Origin of the sequence: Hoylesella buccalis ATCC 35310, assembly GCF_000177075.1 — a bacterium.
Lineage (GTDB): Bacteria > Bacteroidota > Bacteroidia > Bacteroidales > Bacteroidaceae > Prevotella > Prevotella buccalis.
In genome coordinates this window covers 18,999-36,002 of sequence record NZ_ADEG01000090.1, presented here as the reverse complement: position 1 = coordinate 36,002, position 17,004 = coordinate 18,999, and the positions used below count along the sequence as shown (strand labels likewise).

Sequence of the window (17,004 nt, the reverse complement as noted above, 5' to 3'; positions counted from 1 at the left end):
CTGCCTAAGACAATGCGAATATACTGATTTTTATCATTATACTTAGCTGGTATCTGGATGAAAAGAGAGAGCAAAAAGATTCTTTATTTACAGTCGGGTCACTTGTTTTACTCCTTTCACCGTTTGTAATTTCTTGATCAAAGCATCCAGCTTCGTCACATCATCCAATTGAACAGAAAGATTACCACTGAACAATCCGTCGTTTGAATCGATATTGATGGAACGCATCACAATTCTCTCTTCTTTAGATAGAATACTGGTAATGTTGTTCACTATTCCGATATCGTCATTCCCTATGATGCGCAGTACGATGGTATACAATGCCCCATTTTGTCCGCTCCATCTGGCTTTGACCATTCGATACCCAAATCTTTTCCGCATTTCCGGTGCGTTAGGACAGTCTTTCCTATGTATTTTGATGCCGCCACTGACCGTTACAAACCCAAAGACGTCGTCACCGTAGATAGGATGACAGCATTGAGCCAACGTGTAATCGATGCCCTTCAGGTTCTTGTCGATGACCAACACGTCAGATTGGCTGGTCATTTGTCCGTCAGGATGCTCCAAACTGAACTCATCAGCACGTTGAACAGCCTTCAGAGTGTTGACGTTTAATTCTTTGTCGCGCAGTTCTACATACCTGTCAATAATGTTGTTAGGATCAAGTTTCTCATCAGCTATTTGCTTGTAAAAGTCAGATATCTCCTTGTATCCCAACTTCTTCACCAGGTGATTCATGATGGTTTCGTCCAGTTCCACCTTCTTGTTCTTGAACCTCCGCTCCAGTAATTCCTTGGCATAAAGCCCATCTTTCACCTGAGTTTCTTTCAACGCCAGGCGTATTTTGGCTTTCGCTTTGCTGGTCTTGACGATTTTCAGCCAACTCTGGTTTGGTTTTTGGTTGCTTTGCGTCAATATCTCAACCGTGTCACCCGATTTCAATTGTTCTCTGATAGGAACGTTCTTATTGTTGATGCGCGCGCCAACACATTTGCTACCTACGGCAGAGTGGATGTAATAGGCAAAGTCCAAGACCGTAGCCCCGCTAGGGAACTTCTTGATTTCACCTTTTGGTGTGAACACATATACCTCGTCTTCGTATAGATCCAGTTTGAACTGATCCATTACTTGCAAGTCGTCACCTGCTTCCAAGGCTGTTCTTATGCTGGCCAGCCATTCGTCGATGTTGCCCTGACTCTTGATGCCTTTATATCGCCAATGCGCAGCCAAACCCCGCTCTGCAATCTCGTCCATTCGTTCAGTACGTATCTGTACCTCAACCCATTTGTTCTCTGGTCCTAAAACGGTGATGTGCAAACTCTCATATCCATTGGATTTTGGAACCGAAAGCCAGTCGCGCAATCGCTTTGGGTTGGGCTGATACATGTCCGTGATGATGGAGTAGACCTGCCAACATTGCATCTTTTCTTTCTCCAAAGGCGCATCCAAGATAATACGTATGGCAAAAAGATCATAGATACCTTCGAAGTTACATTTCTGCTTCTTCATCTTTTGCCAGATAGAATGGATGCTCTTGGTGCGTCCCTTCATCTGAAATTTCAAGCCCGCATCTTCCAACTTCTGCTGAATAGGATTGATGAAGCTCGCTATATAACTGTCACGAGCCTTTTTCGTCGCATTGAGCTTATCCTTAATCATGTAATAAGCATCATGCTCAAGGTATTTCAAACTCAGGTCTTCCAGCTCGCTCTTCAGTTGATAAAGCCCCAATTTATGGGCTAAGGGAGCATACAAATAGCTTGCCTCCTCACTCACCTGTCGCTTTGCCTCCACGTTTTCAGCATCTCTGATATGGCGCATCAAGTTCACGCGGTCAGCAATCATAATCAAGATGACACGCATATCCTCAGCAAAGGTGAGCAGCAGATTCCTGAAATTCTCACTTTCAACCACAGGGTTCTTGCTATACAGTGCATTAATTCTTACCAGGCCATGAATGATATGTGCTACTACCTCACCATATTTCGCGCTAACGTCATCGATGTCCAAGTAACCGTTGACCACACTTTGGTACAGCAAGATAGCAACCACGCCATCCCTTTTCAGGCCAATTTCGTTGACGGCAATTTCTGCTGTCTGCATCGAGTTTAACACAGGGTTCAACCCAAAGGCATCTCTTGTGATGAGGCCATTCTCCAGAGATGTCTTCAAATGCGATTTGATGTTTGCTTCATCGTTTTCCTGAAAAGAATCGCCAATGGCTTCTTTGATGCGCTTGAATATGGCTATATATTCAGATTTTTCCGACGCAAGGAATTCAAACTTTGTATCCATCTATTTGCCTTAAAGTATACATGCAAAGATAATGTTTTTATTGTAAACTAATGTGTATTTCATGAAAAGTAACTATCTTTGTATCAAATACGCAAACTTATACTTATATCCTTTCGCTAATTTATAAAGAACTCAATATGACACAACAAGATCTTCAACAAATTTCTCAAAAAGGTATTACAGAAGAACAAATCAATCAACAGTTGGAAGACATTAAAAACGGCTTCCCATTTCTTCCAATCAAGGCGGCAGCCAGTGTTGAGTATGGTATTGTTTTGCTGGACGAAGTAATGAAAAAGCATTACGTAGAGTTGTGGAATCAGTACAAACAGGGCGACCATCGCATCGTAAAGTTTGTACCTGCTTCGGGTGCAGCCAGCCGTATGTTCAAAAATCTCTATGCGTTTTTGCATGCCGACTATACGGTTCCAACGACAGATTTCGAAAAAGAGTTCTTCACTAACCTCAAGAAATTTGCTTTTTACGAAGAACTCACAGAAGTATGCGAGCAAAACGAAGGGGTAAAAGCTGCTAAGCTTATCGCCCAAGGTCAATATAAAACGGTGGTGGAGAACCTTTTGGAGCCGAAAGGACTCAACTATGGCAACCTGCCCAAGGGTCTGTTGTTGTTCCATGAATATGACGATGCGCCACGTACACCCATGGAAGAACATTTGGTAGAAGCTGCTTTGTATGCCAGCTGCCATGGCGATTCTTACATTCATTTCACGGTGTCACACCAGCATTTGGAGCTGTTCAAGCAGCGGGTTGAAAAGGTTGTGGATAGATTCACCAAGCGATACAAGGTACAATTCCATGTGTCGTTCTCCGAACAAAAGCCCAGCACCGACACCATCGCAGCGAACATGGATAATACGCCATTCAGAAATAATGACGGAACCCTGCTTTTTAGGCCGGGAGGTCATGGTGCCTTAATCGAAAACCTCAATGACATTGATGCTGATGTCGTTTTCATTAAAAACATCGACAATGTGGTTCCAGATCGCTTGAAGACCGATACCGTTACCTACAAACAAGTGATTGGTGGGGTGTTGATTGAGCTACAAGAAAAGTGTTTCAAATACTTGCGCCTGTTGGAAAGCGGTAAATTCTCACATGAGGAGTTGGAGGAAATCATACGATTTGTACAACGTGACCTGATGTGCCGCAATGAGAAATTGAAACACATGGAAGATGAGGTGCTCTTCCCGTATCTTCGTGGAAAGCTTAACCGCCCCTTGCGTGTGTGTGGGATGGTTAGAAATATTGGTGAACCCGGTGGAGGTCCTTTCATTATTTATAGCAAAGACGGCGCTACCAGTCCGCAAATCCTTGAGTCCAGTCAGATAGACAAGAACAATGAGGAATATGTTAAAATGTTCAATGAGGGAACCCATTTCAATCCGGTAGACCTGGTTTGCGCTTTGAAAGATTATCAGGGAAAGCCATTCAACTTGCCCGATTTCGTAGACAAGGAAACTGGTTTCATCTCTACTAAAAGTAAAGATGGTAAAGAGTTGAAAGCATTAGAGTTACCTGGATTGTGGAATGGAGCCATGAGCAATTGGAATACGGTATTCGTAGAGGTTCCATTGTCCACATTCAACCCCGTCAAAACCGTGAATGATTTGTTGAGAGAGCAACATCAACCCTAATCTTTCACGCTGCCGGCTGATTTTAAAATAATGATTGCACCCATGGAAAGGTGTACGCTAAACCTTGAGTATGTCAAGACTTAGCGCACACCTTTTGCTTTGAATGCGTCGAACAAATGTTGCTTCATATAACTGTTTCTTGCGTCCGTTGGTGTTAAATTCTTCTTGCTGCTACATTTTGATGAAGGAGATTGGTGACAGAATGGCTCATTATATTTAGGTATGAAACAACCCTGAAATAGGTACTTCTTTCTTGCATTCATCAATCAAATACCTAAATATTATGATTGTGCCATTCGTAAATAATTTATATTTTTGCAAACTGATACATAATCATGAGGGTAATACAATGAAAGTTCATAAGATGTATGAGGCTGATGATAAGCTCATTTCTATCATCGCAGACAATTATAGCATATTGCAAAGTCTTGGGTCGTTTGGCATTAGCCTTGGTTTTGGTGATAAAACCGTTCGTGAGGTTTGTGAAGATGAACATGTGGACACCTATACTTTTTTGGCCATCGTCAACCTCACCATTAATGGGTATCGTGACACCGAGGATGTAGAGCGATTGTGTATACCTACCTTGATCAAATACCTAAGTGCCAGCCACGCTTATTATCTTGATTTTCAACTGCCTTTTATCCGAAAAGAATTGGAGAGTGCACTCGATGAAAATGATAATCTGGCACGGCTCATCATCAAGATTTACGATGAATATGCGCACACCATTCGAAACCACATGCGCTATGAAGAGAAGAACGTGTTTCCTTACGTTAATGATTTGCTGAACAACAAGGCCAACGAGAGCTATGATATCGAAACTTATTCAAAACATCATGGTCAGACAGACCTTAAACTGAAAGAACTCAAGAATATCATTATCAAGTATTTACCTTCTGATGGTTTGAGAAACAATCAGCTCACGGCCACCCTCTACGACCTCTACAATTGTGAACAATGGCTCTCGCAGCACGCATTGGTAGAGGACGAAATCTTCACACCGGCCATCCGTCATTTGGAGCGGCAGTTAAGGAAAAATGACGTGTCGGTAAAGATTTCATCCATGATCAATCAAACACCGCAAAACCAAGAGGCGTTAAGCGATAGGGAGAAAGAAGTGGTTATCAGTTTGGTACAGGGTATGACGAACAAAGAGATTGCCGAACATCTGTGCATTTCTATCAACACAGTCATCACGCACCGACGCAACATAGCCAGAAAACTGCAAATTCATTCGCCGGCGGGCCTTACTATTTATGCTATTGTCACCAACCTTGTTGACATCAGCAGCGTGAACTTATAAGAGGATTGTGGGACGTATCGCTCCGGCAGAGTTGCAGGATGTTGTTGTGGAAAACAATTCCTACCGACGACAGAAATAAGGTAGGAATAGATATCATCGTATTACTCTAATTATCAAGGAATTGAGGCGCTTAACCAAACTCAATGACTTTGGTGTCTAAACGCATGGAGATTGGCAGGCAAAGTCAACGTGTTTGGACGCCAAACTCAATGACTTTGTTTTCAGACCAGTAAGTCTCTATTTTACGATATGCGACGAATGTAGCCATTAAAGGTATTTCTGATGGAGGGAACCTTGAGCAGCAGGCATTCGAAAACCACGACAGCTACAACGCAAGTAGCGATTCCCAATACAACGTCGATGAGGTAGTGATGACTGGTGTACACGGCTGTCCACCAGATGCCCATGCAGATGATGGCAAATAAGGCAATGACCGCTTTTCGCTGTCGGCTTATCACGGCATAAATAGTTGTTACAAGCATGTAGGCCGCATGCAGTGATGGAATGGCGGCAAACACGTTGGCGTTTTTGCCATAGAGCGACTGGAACACGGGAATGCCGATGAGTTCATCGAACCTGCCCAGTCCGGCAACGTTTCCACTGGTGTGCAGCAGGGGTTCGAATCCATATTGCATGACATACCAGGGTGGGGCAGCGGGATGGATGTAGTAGCCTGCAAATCCCACGAGATTGACGAAAAGGAATGCCGTTGAAAAGTGAAGATAATGCTTGCGGTCGCCCTTAAGATAAAGGTACAGACTGAACGCTATGGGTACAGGAACCCAGCAGAGGTAGAAAAAGCCAGCCAAAAGGTCGGCTACCGTGCAGTGGTGTTGTGCGAAAAACTCATTAGGCGTGAGCGTTCCGACTGCTGTCGTGATGCCGAAAAGCTGTTTCTCAGCCTCATAGAGGTCACGAATGTCTATCGGGTTGACCATGTAATTGGGGTAAAGCCGCATCACGTCATAGGTACAACCAAACAAGGCCCAGGGGGTTAAGGCCAAAGCCAATTTGCGTGTGGGCTTGTAGGCTGCCAACACGATGTATAACAAGATGATGTAAATACTGAACACTTATCGGTCTTTCAATTGTTTGTAACAATGCGCCACGCGCCAAAAAGCAGTGATGTTGGCCAAAACAGCGATGAGCGTCATGCCCCCGATGAGCCACCACAGGTTGCTGGTCATGCCGGTGATGATGGCGGCCAAGGCCGTCACTACGACACGCTCCGGACGTTGCATCAGTCCCACCTTGCACTCAATGCCCAGACCTTCGGCTCGGGCCCGCACATAACTCACCATGATGGAACCTACCAGGGCCAGGAATGTAATGACACCTGCCCAGATTCCTGAAGCGGTCATCAAGTAAAGCGTGATGCCGAAGAGCGAGAAGAGTTCGCTGTAGCGGTCTAAAGTGCTATCCCAGAATGCGCCAAAAGTAGTGGACATGTTGCCCAAACGCGCCAATTGGCCATCCATCATGTCAAACAAACCGGAGAAAAGGAGAATGGCTCCTCCCCAGCCAAGCCATGAAAATCCCATGGATATCGGCGTGAGTTGACTGGCATGGATGAAGAGGAATGCGGCGACGACGTTGCCGACAAAACCGATGGTTGTCACCATGTTGGGCGTGATTCCCATCTTAATCATTCCCTTGATGATGGGATTGATGAGGGTATAAATGAGTTTTTGTAAATAGTCTCTATATTTCATCATGTTCAATTTTCTATGTCAGGTAGGATAAACGCCTCGGAGGATGTAGATTCCGGCAATTCTATCGTTGTTTTTTTCTTGTTGATTATTTTCTTCAGAGGTCGGCTTAGCTTTGCGTTAAACACAAACAGTCGTTGCATTTGGTAGTTCCACAATACGGCAACGGCGATGGCGACAGCCGCTTTCACGATGATGAAACTTACACCTGTCGCTTCTGTTAGAGAAAGGGTGCCAAAGGTGTTGAGCAAAATGCTTCCCGCCCACACTATCATATACCGTGCTGCTACGTGACGCTTATTGATAGAGTCGGGATGGAACACCCATTTGTAATTGATGATGCAGTTGGTGATTCCTCCCATGAGGGCGCCTATGAATGTGGAATAGCCGTACCATAATTCAGCAAATTGCGCCAAGATGATGGTGACGGCAAAGTCGACGAATGATGCTATCCAAGCCGATATCTGCGCTTTGCCGAAGGTGATGACTGCATTTTTTATATAGCCCATTGTGTGAAAAGGATGATAATGAGACTATAAACGCCAGCCAACAGGTCGTCTGCCATCACCCAGAAACCACCGTGACGACGGTCCAACGTTCTAATACCCAATGGCTTCATGATGTCAAAGAATCTGAAGAGAACGAAGGATGCTACTATGTACCAGCCATTTTGTACAGGTACAGCCAGCAGCGGCATCCACATACCAATCATCTCGTCAATGACCACTCGCTTGGGATCTTCACCCCAAAATGGTTCCAACTCGTTGGCAGCCCAGGTGCCGAAAGCAGTAAATAAAACGATGAGGGCAAATGTGATGAAAAATAAGGTGGTGGGACTGAATGTGACCGCCATTGCCAGCCACAGGATTGTGGCCAGAAAAGCACCTGCAGTTCCTGGCCCCCATGGCCAGAATCCGCTTCCGAAACCGGTGCCAATAATAACTGCTAACAGCGGCGGACGCTCCATAAGTAGGTGCAAAATTAATAGAAAAAATATTAATATCCAAAGAGTTTTCTTTAAAATTCTAAGATTATGTATATCTTTGCATGATAGAGAGAAATCGCCCCTGACCGTCTATAGGGGCTGACCTACCTCAGGGTTTAAATGAAATTACAATATTGACAAGATGTCACTTGCACCGGCAGGTGACCCTATATATAATAAGGTGAAGAGATTTTTTAGTTTTCTGTTTATAGTCATGACTTTTGTCTGTGTAGCTCATGCGCAGATTACGGGTGTGATAGTAGATGAGGATGGGTATGCCATTCCATACGCTAGCGTGATGTATAAAGGCCATCATGTTGCTGTTGTCAGCGACATAGAAGGTAAATTCAGCATTGCCCGGCATGAGGGATGGGTGATGACAATCAGTTCAGTGGGCTTTAAGCAGCAGTCTGTCAAGGTTGATGCCAGCACAGGGTCGCATCTGAACATCGTTTTGAAGGAAGATGCAAAACGCCTAAACGAGGTGGTGGTAAAGAGTAAGCGTGGTCGCTATTCACGCAAAAACAATCCTGCCGTGGAACTGATGCGGCGGGTGATTGCAGCCAAGAAGAAAAATCATCTGGATAATCATCCTTACTACCAGTATAACAAGTATCAAAAGCTTACGTTGTCTTTGAGTGACATCAAGCCAGAGGATTTGGAAAGTGGCAGACTGAGTAAGTCGCAGTGGATGTTGGACCAGATTGAAACCAGCAGCTATAACAACAAATTAGTGCTTCCCGTTTCTGTAGACGAAACGGTAACGCAGCACATCTACCGCAAAGAGCCGAAGTCGGAGAAAAATATCATCAAAGGGCATCAAAGTCAGGGTGTCAATAAGATTTTGCAAACAGGTGAAGCCTTGAACGTGATCATGAAAGATGTTTTTACGAACGTTGATATCTACGACGACTATGTTCGGCTGCTTCAGTATCCTTTCGTGAGTCCTATCGGGCGTACGGCCATCTCTTTTTATCGCTATTACATCGAAGACACGGTTTATGTAAATCGTGACTTGTGCTATCATCTACAGTTTATTCCCAATAACCAGCAAGACTTTGGCTTCCGCGGAGAGCTGTATGTTCTGGCCGATTCGACATTGCATGTGAAGAAATGTAAGTTGACCATACCGAAGAAAAGTGATGTCAATTTTGTCGAAGACCTGCACGTAGACCAAGAATACACCAAGCTCGATAACGGTGAGTGGGTGCTGACCAAGGATGACATGTGGGCTGAATTGTCACTAACGAGTTTTCTTTCCAAAGTACTGGTTGTGCGTAATACCCGCATGAGCGACTATGCTTTTGACGAATTGCCCAACAAGATATTCAAGGGTAGGGCCAAAGTGCGGCATGAAGCCGATGCCATGGTTCGGGATGAGGATTTCTGGAATCAATATCGTGCGGTTGAATTGACGAAGGGTGAATCGTCTATGGATGCTTTCGTGCATCGTATGGAACAATCGAAGAACTTCAAATGGTTGTTGGTGGGCATCAAAGCACTTGTTGAAAATTATGTGGAGACAGGCAGCAGCCAACGCAAGAGCAAGTTCGACTTCGGCCCTATCAACACGCTTGTATCGAGCAACTTTGTGGATGGTTTGCGCTTCCGGATCAGCGGTAGAACGATGGCTGCACTCAATCCGCATCTGTTCTGGAATGGCTATGTGGCATACGGAACACGGTCGCAGAAAACCTATTACGGTTCAGAGGTGACCTATGCCTTGAACAAAAAGAAGAACTCGCCGTTTGAGTTTCCACAACGTAATCTGGTCTTTGAGACCGCTTATGACGTGATGTCGCCAGCCGATAAGTTTTTGATACACAATAAAGACAATGCCTTTATGGCCATTAAGACGCAGAAGGTAGAACAGATGTATTTCTACAACCGGCAGAAATTATCGTTTATTTATGAAACAGATTGGGGATTCAGTGTCAACACGTCTGTCAAAGCCGAGAGCAATGAGGTGGCGGGTGACTTGCACTTCATGCGCATGAGCGATCGTCAAGAGATTTTCAAGATAAGAACCACGGAGTTACAATTTGGCTTGCGCTATTGTCCTGGACAGACATTCTTGAACACTAAACAGAAAAGAGTGCCCATTAACTTGGATAGTCCTGAGTTCAAAGTAAGCCATACCATGGGATTGAAAAACTTCCTGGGTGGACAATATACGATGAATTTTACGGAAGTTGGGGTTTACAAGCGGCAATGGCTGGGCAGTTGGGGTTATCTGAATGGATATGTCAACCTGGGCGCACAGTGGGACAAGGTGCCGTTCCCTTTGTTGATTATGCCACCGGTGAACCTTTCCTATTTTGAACACCCCGAGACATTCTCCATGATGCGCAACATGGAATTTCTGACAGACAGATATGCGTTCTGGTCTTTGTCATGGGACATAAATGGTAAACTGCTGAATCGTATTCCTCTCATCAAACGACTGAAGTGGCGTGAATATATAGCTTTTAAGGGCATGTTTGGCACTCTGACAGACAAGAATAATCCCTTTTTGCAGCGCAATCAGGCCGATGACATCCTGTTTGCTTTCCCAGAAGGGGCGTACGTCATGGACAAGAAAGTGCCCTATATGGAGATTGTGGCAGGTGTTCACAACATTTTCAAATTCTTTGGTGTAGACTTTGTTCATCGTATCAATTACAATGGACATCCCAATACTAAAAAGAACGGAGTGAGGTTCAGCGTTATGATGACCTTCTAAGTGGATGCAATGTCACGCTATTGCATTAGAATGAGTGCCCGCAGATGAGGCACTCATTAATTGATAACCATGAGATAACTAATAAGAAGAGATAGAATATTGTAACATGAGAAAAATAAAGAATCCCTGGATAGGAGTGGAGAAGTACAACTGCTATGGTTGTTGCCCAGACAATGAGATGGGGTTGAAGATGGAGTTTTATGAGGATGGCGACGACATCATCTCCTTTTGGAATCCACAAACACATGGCCAAGGGTGGGTAGGAACCATCCATGGGGGCATTCTTAGTACGCTCATCGATGAGATAGCGGGGTGGGTGGTCATCCGAAAACTACAATCCACCGGCATGACCAGCAAGTTGGAAGTGCGCTATAAACAGCCGGTTGCCACGACAGAACCACAATTGACCATACGTGCCCACATACGAGAGCGTCGGCGCAACCTGGTGTTCATCGATGCAACCATCGAGAATGGGCAGGGCGAACTATGTGTTGAAGGGTCGGCTGTTTATTCTGTATTCGATGAAAAACGAGCCAAAGAAATGGGCTTCCGTGGTTGTGAATTGGAAGACGAACAACTGCTCTCCATGTAACTTGTAAGTCATAACCAGAACAGTTTATCCTTATAAATCTAAAAAGAAGTATTATATATAGAAATCTTTGATTGTTCGCTATTACCTTCTTCTTTAACAGACCAGTAGGCTTGTTGATGTCACAAAGAAAAGCCAGGATTGAAAAACAGCCAGCATCGTTGCTGGCAGGGAATTCACAGTAGGTTGCTTCTCGATTGGTTTGAAGACGATGGCTATCACTCCACTTTCACCAATATACTCAATATAGCTTAATTTTGCGTTTTTTATCGTTTAAAGCCTTTCTTATTCGGAAAAAAGTTGTACTTTAGCATGTTGAAATAAATAGGCAAAACGTCACAGAGCGAAATTAAATGCGCTTATAGACGATTTTAGACGGAATTTAACATTATATTTATACTAACGATTGAATGGACGAAAATCAGACAATTGATCATGACAGGATCATGAAGATTAACATTGAGGAAGAAATGAAGTCGTCATACATCGATTATTCGATGTCTGTGATTGTGGCTCGTGCCCTTCCTGATGTACGAGATGGTTTCAAACCTGTGCACCGTCGTATCTTATACGGTATGCTGGGTATTAGCAATACGAGTGATAAGCCTTATAAGAAATGTGCTCGTGTAGTAGGTGAGGTACTTGGTAAGTACCATCCTCATGGCGACAGTTCTGTGTATGGTGCCTTGGTACGTTTGGCACAAGATTGGAACATGCGCTACACGCTTGTAGACGGGCAAGGTAACTTTGGTAGTGTTGACGGTGACTCTGCCGCTGCCATGCGTTATACCGAATGTAGATTGTCAAAGATGGGTGAGCATGTCATGGATGACCTGGATAAGGATACCGTGGACATGGCCAACAACTTTGATGACACTTTGCAGGAGCCAACGGTCATGCCGACCAGAATACCAAACCTGCTTGTAAACGGTGGAAATGGTATTGCTGTGGGTATGGCTACAAACATGCCAACTCATAATCTTCGTGAAGTGATTGAAGGTTGTTGCGCATATATTGACAACCCTGAAATTGAGCTGGACGAACTGATGAAACACATCCAGGCTCCTGACTTCCCGACAGGGGCTTATATCTATGGATTGCAGGGCGTGAAAGATGCCTACGAAACCGGTCGTGGACGTATTATCATCAGAGCAAAAGCTGAAATTGAAAGTGATGAGAGCCATGATAAGATTGTTGTCACAGAGATTCCATACGGCGTTAACAAACAACAACTCATCGAATATATAGCTGCTCTTGTGAAAGAGGGTAAGCTGGACGGTATCTCAAACGTTAATGATGAGTCGGGTCGGCAGGGAATGCGTATTGTTATTGACATCAAGCGGGATGCCAATGCCAATGTCATTTTAAACAAATTGTTTAAGATGACGGCTTTGCAAAGTTCGTTCTCGGTTAACAACATCGCCCTGGTGAAAGGTCGTCCACGCTTGTTGAGCTTGAAAGAATGTGTGAAGTACTTTGTGGAGCATCGTCATGATGTAACCATCCGCAGGACCAAGTTTGAGCTAAAGAAAGCACAAGAACGCGCCCATATCTTGGAAGGCTTGATTATTGCATGCGACAACATTGACGAAGTGGTTCACATCATCCGTGGAAGTAAAACACCTTCGGAAGCTCAAACCAATTTGGAAAAGCGGTTTGACCTGGACAATCTGCAGAGTAAAGCCATTGTTGACATGCGCCTGTCTCAGTTGACAGGACTTCGCATGGATCAGTTGCATGCTGAATATGATGAGTTGGAAAAACTCATCGCTTATCTGGAAAACATTCTTTCTGATCCCGAACTTTGCAAGAAGGTGATGAAAGATGAGCTGAACGAGGTGAAGGAGAAATACGGTGATGACCGCCGCACAAAGATTATTCCTGATGAACATGAGTTCAATGCAGAGGATTTCTATCCAAATGATCCTGTTGTTATTACCGTAAGTCATCTTGGATATATCAAGCGAACGCCATTGTCAGACTTCCGCGAACAAGCCAGGGGTGGTGTTGGATCTAAGGGTGCCACACATCGTGATCAAGACTTCACGGAGTTTATCTATCCCGCTACCATGCACCAAACCATGTTGTTCTTCACCAAGAAGGGACGTTGCTATTGGCTCAAGTGCTATAACATACCAGAGGGAGCCAAGGATTCTAAGGGTCGTGCTATCCAGAATTTGCTCAATATCGACAGTGACGATGCCATCAATGCAATTTTACGTTTGCGTGGCTTGAATGATGAAGAGTTCATCAATTCTCACTATGTCGTTTTTGCAACCAAGAACGGTACCGTGAAGAAAACAAGCCTTGAGGCTTATTCTCGTCCACGAACCAATGGTGTCATCGCCATCAACATTGCAGAAGGTGACGAAGTGGTTGATGTGAGATTGACCAATGGTGAAAACGAACTCATCATGGCTAACCGTAATGGTAGGGCAGTGCGTTTCGATGAAAACACCGTTCGTACCATGGGACGCACCGCAACAGGTGTGCGCGGTATGCGACTGGATGATGGTGACGACGCTGTAGTTGGCATGATTGTTGTGAATGATCCTGTAAACGAGACGGTCATGGTTGTCAGTGAAAACGGTTATGGCAAGCGTTCTTTGGTAGAGGATTACAGAAAGACCAATCGTGGCGGTAAAGGTGTCAAGACACTGAGTATTACTGATAAGACAGGACGTCTGGTTGCGATTAAGAACGTAACCGATGACAACGACCTGATGATTATCAATAAGAGTGGTATCACCATTAGATTGGCTGTTTCAGAATGTCGTGTGATGGGCCGTGCTACACAAGGTGTACGATTGATTAATCTGTCAAAGAAGAATGATGTCATCGCCAGTGTTTGCAAGACCATGAGCTCAGAACTGGAAGCATCCTTGGAAGAGGATAATAAAGAGGAATTGGATCAGCCCGATAGAGAGGGCGAGGATACCATGAACTCTGGGACAGACAAGTCAACTGCTGAAGAGGCTCCATTGGTAGATTTTGATGACGAGTTGGAGCCTAACGAATAAAAATAAACCTTTAAAAATAACGAAATTATGAAAAAATTAATGTTGATGGCTTTGATGGCACTGGGTGCCTCAACGTCTTTTGCCGGTGACAGTGACGCGTTAAAGGCTATCCTGTCTGCAAAAACATTTGTTGAAGCAGAGAATTTGGTCAAGTCAAATTTGTCACAATTAGCAAACAATGAAGAAAAAGCAAAAGCTTATAATAAGCTAGTCGACCTTGCTATGCAAAAAGTGAATAAGGAGCAGGCTATCATTGAGAAGAATATGCTTAGTCAACAGCTCAAGCAGGGTGAACAGCAACAGTATGATACGGTGGGATATTATGATGCACTTTACCATGCCATAAATGCTGGTATTGAAGCAGACAAATACGATATGATGCCCAATGCGAAAGGTAAGGTAAAACCTAAGTTTCACAAGGACAATCAAAATCGTTTGTACAACTTACGCCCACAGTTGATTAATGCAGGACAGGACGCGGGTACAAAGAACGATCAGCAAGGAGCTTTGAAAAACTTTGGTTTGTATGTATCTTCGTCTCAAGCCAATTTGTTTAAGGATGTTGCTAACAAACCTGCTTATGATCAATATCTTGGAGAGGTGGCGCGTGTAGCAGCTGTCTATGCTTTTCAGGATAAGAAGGTTGATTTGGCGAATCAATATGCAGATGTAGCCTTGCAGGATACAGCAAAAGATGTGCATAAGGAGGCATTGAACTTGAAGTCGTATCTCATTACACAAGGGCTCACATCTAAATCAGACTCGTTGAAAGCTATTGAAAGTTTGAAAGAATTGTATGTGAATGAGAAGGGTAATGAGCAAGTGTTCAGCGCATTAAGTGCCATGTATAACAGCATGGACAACAAAGAAGAGTTGAACAAATTGGTTGCTTCTAAACTGCAAGAAGATCCTAATAATTTCAGTGCTTTGGCCATGAAAGCTCAAATTGCAATGAATGCTGGTCAGTGGGATGAAGCTATTGAAGGCTATAAGAAAGCGGTATCTGTGAACGACAAGGACCCACTGGTATACACCTATCTTGGGTTCTGTATTAATTCAAAGGCGCAGGCTTTGAATAATGCTGCTGAGCAAAAGAAACTTTATACAGAATCAGTTGGCTATCTGGAAAAAGCTCGTGACCTTGATCCAGATAAGAGTCGTGCAAACTGGAGCTATCCTCTTTATCAATGCTATTATTCGCTCTATGGTGCTGAAGACAGTAGAACGAAGGAAATGGAGAATTTGAATAAATGATAATACTATTAATAATCTTAACGTGGAGGATGTATCGTGAGGTATATCCTCCACGTTTTTATATGATAGCAAAACTTTATTTATCCCTTTGCAAATAATGTTAAGTTTATTGTAATAAATGTAGAGGATATTAACTTTTTCCGTATATTTGCAGAAGAAAGAGTTCAATATTCAGAAATTATTCATCACCTTTGCTGAATACATCATCTCACTAGAGAGATTCTTAAAAGCACTGATTAATTTATAATAGTTGATTAACATGAAAAGATTGATACATATTTTCCTTCTACTTATCATCGTTGTTTGTTCAGTACAAGCACAGAGAAAAGAAATATCCCAGGCTAAACAATGGATTAAACATGGTAATAATCTGGATAAAGCAGAGAATTCCATGAGTAATTTGTTGAAAGACTCCACGAACAGAAATAATAAGAAAATATGGATAACACTGTTCGAAGCTGTTAAAAAGCAATATGAACAGGGAAATGAAAAGCTGTATTTAAAGCAAAAGTACGATACGGCTAAGTTATTTTCATTGGGAAAGAGAATGTTTGATGTTTTGCAAGCGTTTGACTCTGTTGATGCGACTCCCAACAAAAATGGAGTCATCAAAATAGAATACAGAGATGAACATGCCCAGTTCTTAAATCAAATCAGACCCAATCTTTTCAATGGTGGAGCCTATTTCATGCTGAAGCATAAGTATCAAGAAGCTTATGATATGTATGACGCATACATTAATTGCGCATATCATCCTTTATTCAAAAAGTATGATTACATGAAACGTGACAAGTTGATACCCGAGGCTTCCTATTGGGCGGCCTACAATGCATACAAGCTCAAGAACCACCAAGCAACCTTGAAACACACTCCACTGGCATTGAAGGATACAACTCACTACGTTTACATGCTACAATATTTGGCGCAAACGTATAAGGAAATGAACGATACTACCTTGTACTTAAAGACATTGGAAGAAGGATTCTCATCACATCCTGACTTTCCGTTCTTCTTCCCACGGCTGGTAGACTATTATGTGCAGAATCATAGCTTCGATCAAGCACTACACGTCATTAACCAAGCACTATCGGTCGACAGCACCAATCAGATTTATCGCTTTGCAAAAAGTACCGTTTTGCTGAATACGGGACAATATGACGAATGTATAGAAATATGTGATGGATTGATTGCAGAGAACGATAGCATGATGGAACCTTATTTGAATGCGGGGCTGGCCTATTTTAATCAGGCCGTCATTTTGGACAAAGAAACACAGGTGTCTAAACAACATAGACAAATGATTCTGAATGATTATCGCAAGGCTTTGCCCTATCTCGAACGATACCGACAACTGGCTCCTAACATGAAAGATCGTTGGAGCCTTCCGCTCTATACTATTTACCTAAATCTGAATATGGGTAAAGAGTTTGATGAGATTGATAAAATAATAAACGCAAAGAAGGGGTGAC

The 17,004-nt window shown here is 43.4% G+C and carries 12 protein-coding genes; 7 read left to right on the top strand and 5 right to left on the bottom strand.

The genetic code is table 11. The features are described 5' to 3' along the window. Positions 1–87 precede the first annotated feature (87 nt). Positions 88–2,295 carry a RelA/SpoT family protein gene (locus HMPREF0650_RS09675; RefSeq protein ID WP_004350442.1) on the bottom strand — a complete coding sequence of 736 codons (2,208 nt, stop codon included), beginning with the start codon at positions 2,293–2,295 and terminating at the stop codon, positions 88–90. A gap of 137 nt (positions 2,296–2,432) precedes the next feature. Here HMPREF0650_RS09675 and HMPREF0650_RS09670 point away from each other — a divergent pair, with 137 nt between their 5' ends. Beyond that, positions 2,433–3,950, top strand: coding sequence for a DUF4301 family protein (locus tag HMPREF0650_RS09670; protein ID WP_004350441.1), 1,518 nt, complete (start codon positions 2,433–2,435; stop codon positions 3,948–3,950). Positions 3,951–4,299: 349 nt separating this feature from the next. Continuing rightward, positions 4,300–5,256, top strand: coding sequence for a helix-turn-helix transcriptional regulator (locus tag HMPREF0650_RS09665; RefSeq protein ID WP_040563113.1), 957 nt, complete (start codon positions 4,300–4,302; stop codon positions 5,254–5,256). A gap of 242 nt (positions 5,257–5,498) precedes the next feature. Here HMPREF0650_RS09665 and HMPREF0650_RS09660 read toward each other — a convergent pair whose 3' ends face one another. The 4 genes from HMPREF0650_RS09660 to HMPREF0650_RS09645 are packed head-to-tail and all read right to left on the bottom strand — an operon-like array spanning position 5,499 to position 7,932. Next, positions 5,499–6,329 (bottom strand): phosphatase PAP2 family protein, encoded by an 831-nt coding sequence (locus HMPREF0650_RS09660; protein ID WP_004350437.1) that lies wholly within the window; start codon positions 6,327–6,329, stop codon positions 5,499–5,501. Next, positions 6,330–6,968 (bottom strand): CDP-alcohol phosphatidyltransferase family protein, encoded by a 639-nt coding sequence (locus HMPREF0650_RS09655; protein WP_040563143.1) that lies wholly within the window; start codon positions 6,966–6,968, stop codon positions 6,330–6,332. Between the two features lie 5 nt (positions 6,969–6,973). After that, positions 6,974–7,474 (bottom strand): GtrA family protein, encoded by a 501-nt coding sequence (locus HMPREF0650_RS09650; protein ID WP_004350431.1) that lies wholly within the window; start codon positions 7,472–7,474, stop codon positions 6,974–6,976. Beyond that, a complete protein-coding gene (locus tag HMPREF0650_RS09645; protein WP_004350429.1) occupies positions 7,462–7,932 on the bottom strand; it encodes a phosphatidylglycerophosphatase A family protein in 471 nt (156 codons plus the stop codon). Before HMPREF0650_RS09645 ends, HMPREF0650_RS09650 begins: the two co-directional genes overlap by 13 nt. 232 nt (positions 7,933–8,164) lie before the next feature. Here HMPREF0650_RS09645 and HMPREF0650_RS09640 point away from each other — a divergent pair, with 232 nt between their 5' ends. The 5 genes from HMPREF0650_RS09640 to HMPREF0650_RS09620 all read left to right on the top strand — a co-directional run bounded on the left by HMPREF0650_RS09640 (position 8,165) and on the right by HMPREF0650_RS09620 (position 17,003). After that, positions 8,165–10,672, top strand: a complete 2,508-nt coding sequence (locus HMPREF0650_RS09640; RefSeq protein WP_155813627.1) for a DUF5686 family protein — start codon at positions 8,165–8,167, stop codon at positions 10,670–10,672. 106 nt (positions 10,673–10,778) lie between these two features. Beyond that, positions 10,779–11,264, top strand: coding sequence for a PaaI family thioesterase (locus tag HMPREF0650_RS09635; RefSeq protein WP_004350424.1), 486 nt, complete (start codon positions 10,779–10,781; stop codon positions 11,262–11,264). A gap of 407 nt (positions 11,265–11,671) precedes the next feature. Beyond that, on the top strand, positions 11,672–14,281 hold the full coding sequence (gene gyrA, locus HMPREF0650_RS09630) for a DNA gyrase subunit A (RefSeq protein WP_040563110.1): 2,610 nt from the start codon (positions 11,672–11,674) through the stop codon (positions 14,279–14,281). 27 nt (positions 14,282–14,308) lie between these two features. Beyond that, the gene (locus tag HMPREF0650_RS09625; protein WP_040563108.1) at positions 14,309–15,535 is read left to right on the top strand and encodes a tetratricopeptide repeat protein; all 1,227 of its coding nucleotides are present in this window, start codon (positions 14,309–14,311) and stop codon (positions 15,533–15,535) included. A gap of 259 nt (positions 15,536–15,794) precedes the next feature. Beyond that, positions 15,795–17,003 carry a tetratricopeptide repeat protein gene (locus HMPREF0650_RS09620; protein WP_004350413.1) on the top strand — a complete coding sequence of 403 codons (1,209 nt, stop codon included), beginning with the start codon at positions 15,795–15,797 and terminating at the stop codon, positions 17,001–17,003. Position 17,004 lies beyond the last annotated feature (1 nt).